The organism is Lentzea aerocolonigenes, from assembly GCF_000955955.1.
In the GTDB taxonomy this organism is placed as follows: Bacteria; Actinomycetota; Actinomycetes; order Mycobacteriales; family Pseudonocardiaceae; genus Lentzea; species Lentzea aerocolonigenes_A.
On record NZ_JYJG01000020.1, the window covers coordinates 1 to 17,351 of the forward strand.

The 17,351-nt window shown below is 69.5% G+C and carries 6 protein-coding genes; all 6 read left to right on the forward strand.

Annotated features, from left to right (window positions below):
• The first annotated feature begins 150 nt into the window (after positions 1-150).
• The 6 genes from UK23_RS04585 to UK23_RS04610 all read left to right on the forward strand — a co-directional run bounded on the left by UK23_RS04585 (position 151) and on the right by UK23_RS04610 (position 17,341).
• Positions 151-984: an ABC transporter ATP-binding protein gene (locus tag UK23_RS04585; protein WP_045310090.1), complete on the forward strand. Its 834-nt coding sequence runs from the start codon at positions 151-153 to the stop codon at positions 982-984.
• Between the two features lie 93 nt (positions 985-1,077).
• Positions 1,078-2,106 (forward strand): iron-siderophore ABC transporter substrate-binding protein, encoded by a 1,029-nt coding sequence (locus UK23_RS04590; RefSeq protein WP_196777607.1) that lies wholly within the window; start codon positions 1,078-1,080, stop codon positions 2,104-2,106.
• 31 nt (positions 2,107-2,137) lie between these two features.
• Positions 2,138-3,934: an ABC transporter ATP-binding protein gene (locus UK23_RS04595; RefSeq protein WP_045310092.1), complete on the forward strand. Its 1,797-nt coding sequence runs from the start codon at positions 2,138-2,140 to the stop codon at positions 3,932-3,934.
• A gap of 15 nt (positions 3,935-3,949) precedes the next feature.
• Positions 3,950-14,716, forward strand: a complete 10,767-nt coding sequence (locus UK23_RS04600) for a non-ribosomal peptide synthetase (protein ID WP_045310093.1) — start codon at positions 3,950-3,952, stop codon at positions 14,714-14,716.
• Entirely contained in the window at positions 14,703-16,394 is a 1,692-nt protein-coding gene (locus UK23_RS04605) for an ABC transporter ATP-binding protein (protein WP_045310173.1), read from the forward strand. Before UK23_RS04600 ends, UK23_RS04605 begins: the two co-directional genes overlap by 14 nt.
• Entirely contained in the window at positions 16,391-17,341 is a 951-nt protein-coding gene (locus UK23_RS04610) for an alpha/beta hydrolase-fold protein (protein WP_052684353.1), read from the forward strand. Before UK23_RS04605 ends, UK23_RS04610 begins: the two co-directional genes overlap by 4 nt.
• Positions 17,342-17,351: the final 10 nt, after the last annotated feature.

Sequence of the window (17,351 nt, forward strand, 5' to 3'; positions counted from 1 at the left end):
GGGGCGCAGTCCGAGCTCCGACGGTCAGCCGTACAACTCGCTGCCCTGGCGGCCGGCCGTGCTGACGCTCCAGCGCTGATCACCTGACCTCGGGCGCCCTCCCCGCACTTCGGGAGAGGGCGCCCGATGCCAGTTAGGTAAGGTTTCCCTATGACCGCGCTGCGCAACGATGTCGCCCGGCTGGGCACCGACGGTGTCACGGTCGGGTACGGCGACCGCGTCGTCCTCGACAACCTGGACGTCTCCATCCCGACCGGCGTCATCACCACGGTCATCGGGCCGAACGGCTGCGGCAAGTCGACTCTGCTGCGCACCCTGTCCCGGCTGCTCAAACCGCGCCAGGGCACGGTGCTGCTCGACGGTCACGACATCGCGCGCCTCAGGACCAAGGACGTCGCGAAGAAGATGGGTCTGCTCCCGCAGGCCCCGATCGCGCCGGACGGGCTCACCGTCGCCGACCTGGTCGCCCGCGGCCGGCACCCGCACCAGAGCTGGGTCCGCCAGTGGTCCAGCGACGACGCCGGCATCGTCGCGAAGTCGCTGGAGATGACCGGTGTCGCCGACCTGGCCCACCGTCCCGTCGACTCGCTTTCAGGTGGGCAACGGCAGCGCGTGTGGATCTCCATGACGCTCGCCCAGGGCACGGACCTGCTGCTGCTCGACGAGCCGACGACCTACCTGGACCTCGCGCACGCGATCGACGTGATCGACCTCGTCGACGACCTGCACGAGGGCGGCTGCACGATCGTCATGGTGCTGCACGACCTGAACCTCGCGGTCCGCTACAGCGACAACCTCATCGTGATGAAGTCCGGATCCATTGTGGCTCAAGGACATCCGAGCGAGGTGATCACGAGCGACCTGCTGCTGGACACGTTCGGCCTGCAGGCGAAGGTGATCGACGACCCGGTGAGCGAACGCCCCTTGATCGTTCCCATCGGACGGACGCACGTGACGCCGACGAGTGACGAACGCCTAGGTTAGCCTGCCCTAACCGGGTGATAAGGTTCGCCTGTCCTAATTTCCCCGCCGCGTGGGCAGCGAACGAAGAGGTGCCGAATGGGCCAGCGAACAGCCATGACCTGGAAGCGTTTGACGGCCGTGGCAGCAGCCGCGGTGGTCGGGGCGACCGTCCTCGCCGGGTGTGGTTCCTCCACTCCGGCCTCGACGCCCGGCGCGAACAACGCTTCCGGTGGCACGTTCCCGACCAAGGTCGAGCACTTCTTCGGCACGACGGAGATCAAGGAAGCGCCCAAGCGCGTCCTGTCCCTCGGCTACACCGACGACCAGACGCTGCTCGCGCTCGGCGTCGTCCCGGTCGGCATGGTCGACCAGTACACGAACCCCGAGGGCACCAAGCCCGACATCAACACCCAGTGGGCCTGGGTGAAGGACAAGTGGGGTTCGGCCACGCCCGAGGTCGTCATGAAGAACGGTGACACCGAGCCGAACTACGAGAAGATCGCGCAGCTGCGTCCCGACCTGATCGTCGCCGTCTACTCCGAGGCCACCCAGGACTGGTACGACAAGCTGACCAAGATCGCGCCGGTGGTCGGCCGCACCAAGGAGGAGAAGGAGCCCTTCAGCGCGAAGTGGCAGGACAACGTGCTGCAGATCGCGAAGGCGGTCGGCAAGGGTGACGAGGGCGCGAAGCTGATCAAGGGCCTCGACGACAAGCTCGCGGACGCCAAGAAGGCCAACCCGGACTTCGCGAACCAGACCGCGAGCGTGGTGACCTGGTACAAGGACGCGATCGTGCCGTTCACCACCACCGACGTGCGCGGCCAGCTCGTGACCGGCATCGGCTTCAAGGGCAACTCGAAGGTCGACGAGATCGCGGGCGGCGACTTCTCCGCCAAGCTCTCGCCCGAGAAGATCGACCTGATCAACACCGACCGCATCTTCGTGATCGCCGACAAGGCGGACGCGGACGCGCTGAAGAACTTCCAGCTGTTCGCGAACCTGCCCGCGGTCAAGGCCGGCAAGGTCACGTGGCTGCTCGACAGCGAAGGCCCGGCGGTCGGCGCCGCGATCTCGCAGGCCACCCTCCCGTCCCTGCCCTACGCGATCGACGAGCTGGTCAAGTCGGCCAAGACCGCCGGCTGATCCGCACAACCCCGGCGAAAGGCCTCCTCTCGTGACCACGAGCGTCTCCGGCGCGCCGTCGAAGATCCTGCGCACGGCGTCCGGGCGGGAGGCCTCCCGCTGGTTGCTCGACCACTGCCGCGCCGCTCCCCTGCTGCCGATCGCCACCGTGCTGGCGACGGTGGCGGGGGCGGTGCTGCAGGTCGTCCCGGTGTTCCTGCTGGGCACTGTGGTGGACGGGATCGTGCAGGGTCGAAACGGTTCGATCCTCTGGTCTGTCGGCATCGCGACCGTCTTGGCAGCGCTGGCCGGGGCGGTGATGACCGCGGTCTCGACGTATCTCGTCGGCCGGGTGGGCGCGGAAATGCTGGCACGGCTTCGGGAAGGCGCTGTTCGCGCGGTGCTCGGGATGCCGAGCGCGCGCATCGAGGAGGTCGGCCGCGGAGACGTGCTGTCGCGCGTCGGTGACGACGTCGCCGTCATCTCCAAGGGTTTCCGCATGGCGATCCCGACGATCTTCTCGGCGGTCGTGCTGGTCGTGATCGCCACTGCGGGCATGTTCGGGCTGGACTGGCGGCTCGGCCTGGCGGGTGCGTGTGCGCTGCCCGCTTACGCGTTGGCGTTGCGCTGGTATCTCCCGCGTTCCCAGCCTCTGTACCGCGCGCGCTCCGAGGCTCAGGCCGACCGCGCCCAGGCGTTGATCAGCGGTCTCGACGGCATCGCGACGGTTCGCGCATACCGGTTGGAGAACGCCTTCCGCGACAAGGTGACCGCCGAGTCGTGGCGGGTGCGCAACATCGGCATCGACGTCTTCCGGTTCTTCGGCCGGTTCATCGGGCGGGAGAACCGCGCCGAGTTCATCGGGCTCGGGCTGATCATCGTGGCCGGCTACTTCCTGGTGACCAGCGGGCAGTCTTCGCTCGGCCAGGTTTCCGTTGCGGCGCTGCTGTTCCACAAGCTGTTCGTGCCGCTCGGCCTGATCATGGCGTTCTTCGACGAGGCGCAGAAATCCGGCGCCGGGCTGACGCGTCTCGTCGGCGTGCTGTCGGAATCCGACGGCGACTCGCTGGTGCGCAGTGCGGTGGCGGTCGATGGCGGCGCACAACCACTTCCGGTCTCGGTGCGCGGACTTTCCTTCCGCTATCCCGAATCCGAGCACGACGTGCTTGCGGACATCTCGCTGGAAATCCCCGCGGGGACGTCGCTGGCGCTGGTCGGCGCGACCGGTGCGGGCAAGACGACGCTGGCCGCGCTGGTGGCCGGTACCGGGACTCCCCTGACCGGGTCCGTGCACATCGGGCCGACCGATCTCGCCGGCGTGGACGAGGCCGGGGCACGTGCGCTGGTCAGCATCCTGACTCAGGAAGCGCACGTCTTCGCCGGTCCGCTCGCCGAGGATCTTCGTTTGGCCGCACCGGATGCGAGCGACGAGGAACTGATGTCCGCGCTGCGAACCGTGGGCGCGGACTCGTGGGTCGAAACGCTTCCGCAAGGCCTGCAGACCGATGTCGGTGAGGGCGGTGAACGCCTGGACGTGACCAAGATCGCCCAGATCGCGCTGGCCAGGCTCGTGCTCGGCCGCTCCCCCGTCGTCGTGCTGGACGAGTCGACGGCCGAGGCGGGCAGCCAGGGTGCCGCCGCGCTGGAACGGGCCGCACTGGCCGCCTGCCGTGGCCGCACGACGCTTCTGGTGGCACATCGGCTGACTCAGGCGATCGCGGCAGACCGGATCGCGGTCCTGGACGCCGGCCGCGTTCTCGAGCAGGGCACGCACGAGGAACTCGTCGCGCGTGACGGGCGTTACGCGGCACTTTGGGCTGCTTGGCGATTCGGATCGGCGAATACTTAGGTTAGGCTCACCTATATGGAACAGGTGCTGCTTTCGACCGACCGGATCGCCTCTGTTCGGCGCCGTGCCGGTGAGTACCCGCAGCGGACCATCGCCGTCGCGAGTGCGGTGGCGCTGACGCACTGGGCGGATCCCTCGCTGATCGTCGGCGGGCTGGAACTCTCGCCCGCAACGCTTTTCGGGGATCTGCTCGTGTGGGCCGACAAGGGTCAGCAGTCGGACGTTGCCGAAGAAGCTGACGGCTGGCGGATTCCGTTGCCGTCGGGGGTCGATGCCGGTGCGGCGCAGCGGGTGCTGGACGACCTCGTCGAGTTCCCGAACCGCGCCATCGGCACGCTGACCGCGCAGACGCTGGACGAGCGGCTCGCGGACCTGACCCGCTGGAACGACAACGAGTTCCCGCGCGAACGGCCGAGCATCGTCGAACTGTTCCGCACGCAGGCTGCCGCGCGGCCGGACGCCGTCGCGATCAACGACGGCGATCGTGCCTTCACCTACGGCGAGACGCTGGCCCGTTCCAACCAGCTGGCTCGCTTCCTGATCGAGCGCGGGGTGACCGCCGAGCAGGTCGTCGGCATCTCGCTGGACCGCTCGGCCGAGATGATCGTCGGCCTGCTCGCCGTGCTGCAGGCCGGTGGCGCGTTCGTGCCGCTCGACCCGCAGTGGCCGGCTTCCCGCCGCCAGTCCGTGATCACCGACGCCCAGGTCGTCCTGCTTCTGGGCACTGGCCTGGAGAACGAGCCCGGCGCCGTCGCGATCGACCTGGATTCCTGGGACTTCACCCGGTACTCGGGCGAACCCACCGACGTGCGGATCGCCGGCGCGCAGCTCGCGTACGTGATGTTCACGTCCGGCTCGACCGGCCGCCCCAAGGGCGCGATGATCCGGCACGAGGCGATCAGCGAGCGCCTGCTGTGGCAGGTGCACCAGATCCTCCACTTCGGACACTCGGACGCGTCGCTGTTCAAGGCGCCGCTGTCGTTCGACATCTCCATCAACGAGATCTTCCTGCCGCTGGTGTGCGGCGGCCGGGCCGTGGTCGTGCGGTCCGGTGGCGAACGCGACCCGCACCACCTGCTGGCCACGATCGCCCGGCACCGCGTGACGTTCGTGTACCTGGTGTCGTCGATGCTGGACGTGCTGCTGAACATCGCCGGCGACGATGAGCTGGAAAGCCTGCGGCACGTGTGGTGCGGCGGCGAGGTGCTGACTCCCGAGCTGTACGAACGGTTCCGCACGCAGCTCGACATCCCGATGTACCACGGCTACGGCCCGGCCGAGGCCACGATCGGCGTCTCGCACGTGATCTACCGCGGCGAGGCCGAGCGGCTGTCGACGTCAATCGGCAAGGCGAACCCCAACACCGACCTGTACGTGCTCGACGACCAGCTGCGGCCGTGCCCTCCCGGTGTCGGCGGCGAGCTGTACATCGGCGGGTTCCTGTTGGGGCGCGGGTATGTGAACGCACCCGGCCTCACCGCGTCGCGGTTCGTCGCGAACCCGTTCGCCACCGACGGCTCGCGCCTGTACCGGACCGGTGACCTGGCGCGGTTCGCACCGGACGGGTCGCTCGACTTCCTCGGCCGCGTCGACAACCAGGTCAAGATCCGCGGCATGCGGCTGGAGCTGGAGGACGTCGAGGTCGCGCTCGCCGAGCACCCCGGCGTCCGGCACACCTGTGTCGTGGTGCGCAGGAACTCCGCCGGCGGCAGCTACCTCGTCGGGTACGTCGTGCCGTCTGATGCCTCGCTGACCCCGGACGCCGTGAAGCAGTGGGCGACCGAGCACCTCGTCGAGTACATGGTGCCGGCGCAGATCGTGGTCATGAGCGAGTTCCCGTTGACTCCCAACGGAAAGCTCGACCGCCGCGCGCTGCCCGAGCCCGTGGTGGAGACCGGTCCGGTGACCGCCGCCGCCAACGACGACGAGGCCGTGATCTGCGCGGCCGTCGCGTCGGTGCTGCGGGTCGAGCAGGTCGGCGCGGACCAGGACTTCTTCGAACTGGGCGGCGACAGCATCCTCGCGATCTCGCTGCTGTCGGCGTTGCGGGCGGAAGGCGTGTACGTCACCGCCACCCAGATCTTCGTGAACCGCACTCCGCGTGCTCTGGCCGCTGTCGCATCCCGCGAAGGTGCTGCTGTCGACCACGACGACGTCCCGACCGGTCCGGTGGCGGGTCTGCCGATCGTGCAGTGGCTCGGGGAGACCACGGACGCGATCGACGGGTTCGTGCAGTCGGTGGTGCTCAACACGCCGGCCGAGCTGACCTCCGGCGCTTTGACGCAGATCCTCGACGCGGTCGTCGCGCGGCACGACATGTTGCGCGCCAAGCTGGTCCGGGGCGAGCGGTGGTCGTTCGACATCCCGGCGGACGGGCACGCGTTGTGGGAAGCGAGCGACGCTCCGTTGGAGGAGTGCGTCGAAGCGGCCACCGAAGGGCTCAACCCGGACGCGGGCATCATGCTGCGCGCGGTGTGGCGGCCCGCGGCACGGCAGCTCGTGCTCGTGATCCACCACGTGGTGATCGACGGCGTCTCGTGGCGGATCCTGTTCGACGATCTCGCCCTTGCGTGGCAACAGGTTTCGGCTGGCAAGCCCGTAGAGCTCCGTCCGGTCGGCACGTCGTTCCGGCGCTGGACGCAGCTGCTGGAGCAGGCCGGCTTCGAGGGGGACCGCGCCTACTACGAGCGCGCGTTGCCGGGCGTGGACCAGTTGCTCGGCCGACGTGAGCTGACCGATAACGATGTCGTCGCCGGCGAACAGGTCCGCACCGTGATGGTCGGTTCGCGGGCCACGGCGGCGTTGCTGGGCGACGTGCCGGCCTTGTTCCACGCCAAGGTCAACGACGTGCTGCTGACCGGTCTCGCGGTCGCGCTGGCCCGCTGGCGGCGCGACAACGGCCAGGACCAGACGTTCGCGCACATCGAGCTGGAGGGCCACGGCCGCGAGGGCCGGTTCGTGCCGCGCGACCCCGATCTGTCGCGCACGGTCGGCTGGTTCACGACGTTGTTCCCGGTGACGGTCGACCCGGTCGACGTCAACGATCTCGCTGCGGCTTTGAAGCGCGTCAAGGAAGACCTGGCGCGGGTGCCGAGCAACGGCGTCTCCTACGGCGCTCTGAAGTACCTGGGACGCACCGAGTTCGACGCGTCGCGCCCGCAGGTGCTGTTCAACTACCTCGGCCGGTTCTCCGGTGGTACGACCGGCGACTGGCAGCTCGCGGAGAACGCCGGTCAGCTCGGCGAGAAGCGCGACCCGGCGATGCGGCTGCCGCGCGCCCTGGAGTTCAACGCCTCCGCCGAACCCGGCGCGGACGGCGACCTGGAACTGGTCACGGTGATGTCGTGGCCTGATGGGGTCTTCACGGACGAGGACACCGCCAAGATCGGCGAGTACTTCGTCGCCGCGCTGGAGGGCCTGGCGGAGCTCGGCACCGGCGGCCACTCCCCCAGCGACTTCCCGCTGCTGCCGCTCACCCAGGCAGACGTCGACGCGCTGGACTCCCCGGTGTTGCGCGAGATCCTCCCGCTGACGCCGTTGCAGGAAGGCCTGTACTTCCACTCCGTCTTCGACGACGACTCCGCGCACCGGTACGTCGAGCAGCAGCTGCTGACGCTGACCGGTGCCGTCGACGCCCGCAGGCTCGAAGAAGCGGCGGCGCGGGTGTTCGACCTGTTCCCGAACCTGGCCGCCCGGTTCGCGAGCCTCGCCGACGGCAGGGTCGTGTCGGTGCTGGAGTCGGGTGTGCGGCCGGTGTTCACCACGGTGAACGGCCAGGGCATGACCGACGACGAGATCAGCGAGCTCGCCGAACGCGACCGCGTCGCCGGGTTCGACCTCGCCACCGGTCCGCTGATGCGCTACACGTTGATCCGCACTGCGCCGCAGAAGTACGTGCTGGTGCAGACCGTGCACCACATCATCGCGGACGGCTGGTCGGTGCCGCCGATGCTGCGCGCGTTGCTGGCCGAGTACGACGCGCCGGGGTCGGTGCACGTGCGCGGCAGCTACTCGGACTACGTGCGGTGGCTCGTCGAGAGCGATCCCGACGAGAGCGACCGCGTCTGGGCGAGCGAGCTGGCCGGCCTGACCGGACCGTCGATCACCGTGCCGGACCACGTGCCGTCCGAACGGTTCGCCGACAGCATCCTCGACGCACCGTCCGATGTGGACGAACGAGTGCGGGCGGCCGGGGTGTCGCTCAGCGTCGCCGTGCACAGCGCGTGGGCCGTGACGCTCGGCGGGATCCTGGGCCGCAAGGACGTCGTGTTCGGCTCGACCGTGTCGGGCCGTGATGCCGACGTGCCCGGCATCGACGAGCTCGTCGGCCTGTTCATCAACACGATTCCCGTGCGCGCCAAGTGGTCCGGCGGCATGTCCGCCCGCGAGCTGCTGGACGCGATGCGCGCGCACCAGACCGCCGTGCTGCCGCACCAGCACGTGTCGCTGAGCAGGATCGGCAAGCTCGCCGGCGCCGGATCGCTGTTCGACACGCTCGTCGTGTTCGACGTCGCGACCGACGTGACCTCGTTGCGCAGCAGCTCGTTCGGCATCGCGGACGTCGTCAACGAAGGCGCGCCCCATTACCCGCTGACCCTGGTGGTCATGCGCGACCACGACGGATCGTTGCGCTTCAACCTGATCCACGACACCGCGGTCGTCCGCCCGGCGGGTGCACGCCGGATCGTGGAGACCTTCGCCGCCACGCTCAGCGCCCTGCTGGCCGGCGAGAGCATTCCGGCGCCGCAGAGTGCCGAACCCGCTGTGGTGAAGCCCGCCACGCTGGCCGAACTGTTCGACGCGGCCGCGGAGCGTGCACCCGAAGCGCGCGCCGTGACGTTCTGCCGGATCGACGGCACTTCGGAAAGCCTGTCGTACGGCGAACTGGCCGAGACGAAGAACCGGCTGGCGCGCACGCTCGCGAACGCCGGGGTCGGGCCGCACGAACGCGTCGCCGTCGCCGTGCCACGTTCGCTGGAGCAGGTCGTCTCGCTCATCGCGGTCGTGTCCGCGGGTGGCGCGTACCTGCCGCTCGACGAGGCGTACCCGGACGACCGGCTCGAGTACCTGATCTCCGACAGCGCGCCGCAGGTCGTGCTCATCGCCCCCGGGCAACGCGATCGCTTCGCCGCGATCGTGGCCCGGACCGGCAGCGCCGCACGAGTGGTCGCGATCGGCGACGAGGTGCCCGGCACCGGCGTGATCACCCCGGCGACCTGGCTGCACCCGGCGTACGTGATCTACACGTCCGGGTCGACCGGCAAGCCCAAGGGCGTCGTGATGTCGCACCGCAGCGCGGTGACGTTCCTGGCGAACATCCAGCCGGACATGGGTTTCGGGCCGGACGACGTGATGACGCAGTTCCACTCGTTCTCGTTCGACCCCTCGGTGCTGGAGCTGTGGGGCGCGCTGACGAACGGCGCCGAGCTGGTGGTGCCCGATCGCGGGCTGACCCGCTCGACGGCCGACTTCCACCGGCTGGTGCGGGAACGCGGCGTCACCTTCATCGTCCAGACGCCGTCCGCCTTCTACCAGTTCATCGAGGCGGACAAGCACAGCGAGCCGCTGACGACCGTACGCCGGTTCATCATCGGCGGTGAGGTGCTGGAACCCGGCCGGATGCGCGACTGGGCGGCGCGGTACGGCACCCGGCGGCCGGACCTCGCGAACTGCTACGGCCCGACCGAGTCCACTGTGTACACCACACGGCACGTGCTCGACGACTACGACTACGACCCCGGCCGTCCCGAGGGCAGCCCGATCGGTTCTTCCGTGCCTGGTCAGCAGGCCTACGTGCTCGACGACCGGTTGCGGCCGGTCGGGCCGGGCGTCGTCGGCTCGCTCTACCTCGCCGGCCCGCAGCTCGCGCACGGGTACGCGAACCGGCCGGGACTCTCGGCGAGCCGGTTCGTCGCCGACCCGTTCGCGGGCGACGGCTCCCGGATGTACCACACCGGTGACCTGGCGAAGAGGAACCTGGACGGCGACCTCGAGTTCCTCGGCCGCGCCGACGGCCAGGTGCAGCTGCGCGGTTTCCGCATCGAACTGGGCGAGATCGAGTCCGTCGTCCGCGAGGTCGCCGGCGTGACCGACGTGGCCGTGACCGTGGCGGACACCGCCGATCACCTCGTCGCGCACGTCGTGGGCACGCCGCCCGCCGACCTCACGTCGGTCCTCGCCGGGAAGCTGCCGCAGCACATGGTGCCGCAGCGGATCATCCCGCTGGCCGCGCTGCCGATCACGGTCAACGGCAAGCTGGACCGTGCCGCGCTGGAAGAGCGCGCCCGCCAGGCCGATGCTCCGGTCGTCGCGGCGAACGCCTCCGTGCTCGACGCGCTGGTCGAGATCTTCCGCGACGCCCTGCCGGTGTCCGATGTCGACGCCGACACCGACTACTTCGTGGCGGGCGGCGACAGCATCGTGGCGATCGGTGTGGTGAACCGGGCGCGGGCGCTGGGGCTGGCGTTCTCGCCACGTGACATGTTCCTGCACAAGACCCCGCGAGCGCTTGCGGAGAAGTTCGCGGCGCAGTCCGTGGCACCGGTCGTGGCACCGGTCGTGGAGGAGATCTCCGACGGACCGGTCGTGCCGACGCCGATCGTGTTGCGGCTGCGGGAGCTCGGCGGATCGCTCGAGAACTTCGCACAGGCGAGACAGCTTCCGTGCGCGAGCCTCACGGACGCCCGGCGCGCGGCGAACGCAGTCGTGGCAACGCATCCCGCGCTGCGGTTGCGGCTGAACACCGACCACGGCGTGTGGTCGCTGCGGACCGAACCGGCGGCCGAGGTCGAGGTCGTGGTGTCGGCGGACGACCCGCAGGAGGCCGCCGAGGCAGCCGCGGGCAGGCTCGACGCCGAAGCCGGTGTCATGGCGGCGTTCACCTGGCTGGAGAACAGCCGCACGCTCGTCGTCGTGGTGCACCACTTCGCGGTGGACGCGGTGTCCTGGATGATCCTGCTCGAAGACCTCGCCGTCGCGATGCGGGGCGAGGAGCTCGCGCCGGTGACGACGTCGTTCGCCACGTACGCCGCGGCATTGGCGCTCGACGCCCAGTCCGGCGGTGACCTGCGCCGGTGGATCGAGACGCTGGACGCCCCGGTGCTCACGCCGCAGCTCGGCGCACGACGCCAGGTCACCGTCACGCTCGCCGCCGACATCACCGGCAGCGTCGTGCAGAAGGCTCCGACCGCGCTCGGCATCGGCCTGACCGAACTGCTGCTGGGCGCGCTGCGGACCGCGCTCACCGAGATCCAGAGCACGCCGACCGAGCTGGCGATCGACCTCGAACGGCACGGCCGCGTCCCCGCCGCCGAACACCACGACTACACCCGCACGGTCGGCTGGTTCACCGCGGTCGCGCCGGTGAAGCTCAGCCCCGCAACGGATCCGGTCGCGGCAGCAGGAGAGGTTGTCGCGCGGCAACCGGACGAGGCCGCGCACGTCGGGTTCGGTCAGCTGCGGTACCTGAACCCGCAGACAGCACCCGTGCTGGCCGCGTTGCCCCGCCCGCAGGTGCTGTTCAACTACCTCGGCCGCGGCAGCGAGTCGCAGGCCCTGCACGTCGATCCGGAGAACCGGCCGAGCCCGTATGCCGTCGAGGTCAACTGCTGGGTCGACACCACCGGCTCGTTGCGCGCCACGTTCGGGCTGACCGAGGACGTGTCGGACGAGATCGCGGCACGGTGGCTGCTGGCGCTGGAACGGATCGCGGACGCCTCGGCGACCGTGCGGCACACCGCGCCGGTCTCGCCGTTGCAGCGCGGCCTGTACTTCCAGGCGGAGCTCGCGGGCAAGTCCGGCCAGTACGTGGCGCAGAGCTGCTTCACGTTCGACCGGCGGCTCGACCCCGGCGCGCTCGGCAAGGCCTTGGCGCACGTCATCGCAAAGCACCCGGTCGTCGGTGCGGGCTTCGTGCCGGACGAGAACGGCACGCCGGTGCAGGTGCTGGGGACCAGTGACCAGGTGCCGGTGCGCACGGTCGACGTGCTGAACTCCGACGCCGTCGAGGCGTTGCGGATCGAGGACCGTGCCACGGGCTTCGACCTGACCTCACCGCCGTTGGTGCGGCTGACCGTGCTGCGATTGCCGGACGGCTGTGACACGTTGCTGTTCACCGCCCACCTGCTGCTGTGGGACGGCTGGTCGCGCGCGATCGTGCTGGACGACCTGTTCGACGCCTACCGCGCGTTGCTCGCGGGCGAGACCGTCGACTCGACGCCCGCCACGCCGAGCTTCGAGAGCTACACCCGCGCCCTGGCCTCGAAGGACGCGGCGGCCGCGGAACGGTTCTGGGCGGACTACCTCGCCGATCTCTCCGGCCCGACACTCCTGAGTGGACTGTCCACCTCGGACTCGCTGCTGACGAAGATCGTGCGGACGTTGCCGGTCGAGGTGTCGAACCGGGTGCGGGAAGCCGCGCGCCGGCACGGCGTGACGGTGAACTCGGTGGTCACCGGCGCGCTCGGGCTGGTGCTCGGCCGGGAGACCGGGCGCGGCGACGCGGTGTTCGGCGTGACGGTGTCCGGACGTGAGGAGGAGGGCACCGAGGGGATCGTCGGCGTGCTGCTGAACACCGTGCCGATGCGGGTGACCGCGCGGCCCCACGACACCGTGGGCGAGTTCCTGACGTCCGTTCAGGCCTCGCGAGTCGCGACGATGGAGCACGAGCACTTCGGGCTCGGCGAGATCCAGCGCGCGAGCGGCCACGACCAGCTGTTCGACAACCTGTTCGTGCTGCAGAACTTCCTGGACGACGACACGTTCACCGAGTTCAACGCGAAGAACGGGATCACCGCCCACGACGCGGAGGACTCGACGCACTACCCGTTCACATGGGTCGTGACGCCGGGCGAGGAGATCACGGTCAAGGTCGAGTACCGGCCGGATGTCACCGATCCCGCGTTCGCCGGGCGGTTGTTCGACGACTATTTGCGCGTGCTGGACGAACTGACCAGCACGGACGGCCTGCTGGGCTCGATCGGCTCTGGGCCGACGCCGGAGCTCAACCCCGCCAACGACTTCGGCAACCTCACCGTCGTCGACCTGTTCGACCAGGCCGCCGACCGCAACCCGGATCGGGTCGCTCTCGTCGCGCACGGCACGACGATGACGTTCGCGGAGCTCCGGGATCGCAGCCGCCACCTCGCCGGCGTGCTGTCGTCGCGCGGAATCGGCGTCGAGACGTCGGTCGCCATCGCGGTGCCGCGCTCGCTGGACTGGGTCGTCGCGCTGTTCGGGATTCTGCGGTGTGGTGCGGCCTACGTGCCGCTGGAACTGGACCACCCGGACGAGCGGATCGCCGCGATCATCGACGACGCGCAGCCGTCGTTGATCATCACGACGTCGAGGGTGGCGCCGCGCATCCAGGGCCCGACGTTCAAGCTGGACGAGCCGTGGCCCTCAGCCGAGCCGGTGATCACGTTCGCAGCGGATGACCCGAACCGGCTCAAGCACGCGGCGTACACGATCTACACGTCGGGCTCGACCGGCAAGCCCAAGGGCGTCGTGACCGAGTACGCCGGCCTGACGAACATGATGGTCAACCACCAGCGGCGGATCTTCGAGCCGGTGCTGGCCGAGCACGGGCACCGGATGTTCCGCATCGCGCACACCGTGTCGTTCGCGTTCGACATGTCGTGGGAGGAGCTGCTCTGGCTCGCCGACGGCCACGAGGTGCACATCTGCGACGAGGAACTGCGCCGCGACGCGACCGGGCTGGTCGAGTACTGCTCGGTGAACGAGATCGACGTCATCAACGTGACGCCGACCTACGCGCAGCAGCTGGTGGCAGAAGGGTTGCTGACCGCAGGGCACAAGCCCGCGCTGGTGCTGCTGGGCGGTGAGGCGGTCACGCCGACGTTGTGGCAGCTGCTCGCGGACACGCCCGGCACGATCGGCTACAACCTTTACGGGCCAACGGAGTACACGATCAACACGCTGGGCGTCGGCACGTTCGACTGCGTCGACCCGGTGGTCGGCGTGGCGATCGACAACACCGACGTCTACGTGCTCGACCCGTGGCTGCGGCACGTGCCGGACGGCGTCGCGGGTGAGCTTTACGTGTCAGGCGTTGGTATCGCGCGCGGCTACCTCGGCCAGCCCGGTCAGTCCGCGGAACGGTTCGTGGCGTGCCCGTGGGTGCCCGGCGAGCGGATGTACCGGACCGGTGACCTGGTGATCCGCCGTCCGGACGGCAACCTGTTGTATTTGGGCCGCACCGACAAGCAGGTCAAGATCCGCGGGCACCGCGTCGAGCTCGGCGAGGTCGAAGCGCGGTTCGCGGCACATCCCGGCGTCCGGTTCGTCGCCGCCGTCGCGCAGTCCGACCCGCAGGTCGACGGCGCGTACCGGCTCGCGGCCTACCTCGTGCTCGAACCGGGAGCGGGCATCCCGTCGATCGCGGCTGAGGTCGGCGCCGGCATGCCGGACTACCTGCGCCCCTCGCACTACGCCGCGGTGGACGCGATCCCGTTGACGGTCAACGGAAAGGCCGACACGAGCGCCTTGCCGGAGGCCCGGCCGCTCGGCACTCTCGTGCAGCAGGAAGCGCGGGAGCTGACCGAGACCGAGACGCTGGTGCGCGAGATGTTCGCGGAGGCGCTCGACCTCGACGAGGACGAGGTGGGCATGACGAGCGGCTTCACCGACCTGGGCGGGCACTCGATGGTCGCCGTGCGGCTCATCGGTCTGCTGCGCCGCGAGTTCGGACCGGTCGTCACGATCCGCGACCTGCTGGCCCTGTCCACCCCCGAAGCGATTGCGCGCCACGTTGACGAACACTGAAATCCGCACCGGCAGGGACATTCTCCGGGCCGCCCTGCGCCGCAACGTCGGCGCGATGGCGTCCGGAACGCTGCTGATGGGGTCGTACCAGGCCGCCGAGACCGCCGTGCCGATCCTGCTCGGCGTGATCGTCGAGTACGCACTGCGCGGCGGGCAGCTGAGTTCCTTAGGTCTGGCGTTGCTCGCGCTAGGGCTCGTCATGGCGACCGTCTCGTACTCGTGGCGGTTCGGCATGCGGATCCTGCAGAAGGCGAACACGACGGAGGCGCACCGGTGGCGGGTCGCGGTCGCGGACCACGGCCTGCAGCCGGTGGCGCGCGACGTCGGCCTGAAGTCCGGCGAGGTCCTCACGATCGCCACCGAGGACGCCGACCAGACCGCGGACATCATCGAGGTGGTGCCGCTGCTGGTCAGCTCCCTGGTGTCGGTGGTGATCACAGGTGTCGTGCTGGCGGTGATCAGCGTGCCGCTCGGTGTGCTGGTTTTCGTCGGTACAGCGGCGATTCTGAGCGTGCTGAGCGTGATGTCACGGCGGATCGGCGCGAGTACTCAAGTTCAGCAGGCCAAGGTCGCACGGGCCGGTGCGAAGGTGTCGGACCTGATCGCCGGTTTGCGGCCGTTGCACGGGTTCGGCGGCAGTTACGCGGCGTTCCAGGCCTATCGGCGGGTGAGCACCGAAGCAAAGAAGCAGTCGATCGTGGTGGCGCGGGTCAACGGTGTCTACGCGGGCGCGTCCTTGGCGTTGAACTCGTTGCTGGCGGCGGCTGTGACGCTGTGGGCCGGGTACCTGACGTTCCAGGGCAGCATCGGCATCGGCGAGCTGGTGATGACGGTCGGGCTGGCGCAGTTCCTGATCGAACCGCTGAAGCTGTTCTCGGAGATGCCGAAGTACGTCATGATCGCGCGCGCCTCGGCCGAACGGATGGCGTTGATCCTGGCCGCGCCGCCGCTCATGACGCCGGGCGTGGAGGTTCCTGGTCCCGATGGCGGCCTTGAGGTCAAGGGACTGACACACGGAACGTTGCGGGACCTCACTTTCTCGGTGCGGCCCGGCGAGTTCGTGGCGATCGCGGCCTACCAGCCGCAGGCCGCGGCCGAGCTGGCGTCGGTGCTTTCCGTTGACGTGCCGCCCTCTTCGTACTCAGGTGTCGTCCGGGTGGCGAAGCAGGAGATCGCCGCGTTGACGATCGAGAGCATCCGGGAGTTTCTTCTGGTCAACCCGTCGCACCACGAGGTGTTCGCGGGCACGTTGCGGGACAACGTCGATCCGTCCGGCACGAGCACGCTGGTCGACGAGGCTGTGTCCGCTGCGATGCTCACCGATGTCGTGGCGCTGCACTCCGACGGCCTCGACTACGCCGTGCGCGACCGCGGCGCGAACCTGTCCGGCGGCCAACGCCAACGGCTCTCACTCGCCCGCGCTTTGGCCGCAGACCCGGAAATCCTTGTACTGCACGATCCCACGACGGCCGTGGACGCGGTGACCGAACAGCTCATCGCCCGCAACGTCACGGCGTTGCGGCGCGGCCGGACCACGGTCGTGATCACCAGCAGCCCGGCGCTGCTCGACGTCGCCGACCGCGTGATCGTGCTCGACGACGGCGTGGTGACCGGTGAGGGCACACACCGCGAGCTGCTCGGCCGTGACTCCTCCTACCAGCTGGCGGTGGCTCGATGAAGTTCGAATGGCGTGGCGGCCCCGCCACCGTGGTGTTCGAGAGTTCGCTGGACCCGGTCGAGCTCCAGCACCAGGGCGGCGATCTCTGGTCCGCGGAAGTCGAGCTGCCCGAACGGTTCCGGGTCACGTACCACTTCGTCGACGCCGACGGGGATGAGCACGCCGACCCGTCGAACCCGTCGGCGGCGGGCCCGAACCGGTCGATCTTCTCGACCCCGGACCTGGAGCCGCAGCCGCACTGGCCGGTCGTGGGGCCGGACGACCTGTTCGACCTGCCGTCGCTGCGGATCCGGTGGAACGGCACGTTGGGGCGCAAGACAGTTCGCGTGCACCAGGCCGGCGAACCCGTCGTGCTGCTGCTCGACGGTGACGACTGGATGTACGTGCACCCGGCCGTCGCCGCCTTCGAGTCGGCGACGGGAGACAAGATGCCCACACTGGTTTTCCTGCCCACGCCACGGGATCGCGACGCCGAGTACAGCGATCCCGGGTTGTGGCAAGCGATTCAGGACGAGCTCTTGCCGTTGCTGGCGGACAACGGCGTGACCGTGGACCCTTCGCGCCTTGTCGTCGCGGGCCAGAGCCTCGGCGGGCTCAGCGCGTTCAACGCAGCCCTGGACTTTCCAGACCTCGTGTCGCGCGTGGCGTGCCAGTCCGGCTCGTTCTGGTGGGCACGTGAGCTGCCCGGCCACGGGATCTCGCTCGACGGCCCGGCAGGTGGCGACACGGCAGAACGCCTGCGCGACCTTGATCTGGCGGGGCTGCGGGTCGCGTTCGACGTCGGCGAGCACGAGCCCAAGATGCGCCGGCACTGCGAGGCAGTGGAGGAGCTGACGGCCAAAGCCGGTGCGGCGGTGCGGGTCAACCGCTCCCCCGCCGGACACGACCGCGTCGGGTGGCGGCATGCACTCGTCCGTGACGTCGCCTGGTTGCTGAACGACCTCTGACCAGCGAGGC

Coding starts and splice junctions, on each gene's coding strand:
- UK23_RS04585 (WP_045310090.1), top strand. CDS start 151: ATGACCGCGCTGCGCAACGATGTCGCCCGGCTGGGCACCGACGGTGTC.
- UK23_RS04590 (WP_196777607.1), top strand. CDS start 1,078: ATGACCTGGAAGCGTTTGACGGCCGTGGCAGCAGCCGCGGTGGTCGGG.
- UK23_RS04600 (WP_045310093.1), top strand. CDS start 3,950: ATGGAACAGGTGCTGCTTTCGACCGACCGGATCGCCTCTGTTCGGCGC.
- UK23_RS04610 (WP_052684353.1), top strand. CDS start 16,391: ATGAAGTTCGAATGGCGTGGCGGCCCCGCCACCGTGGTGTTCGAGAGT.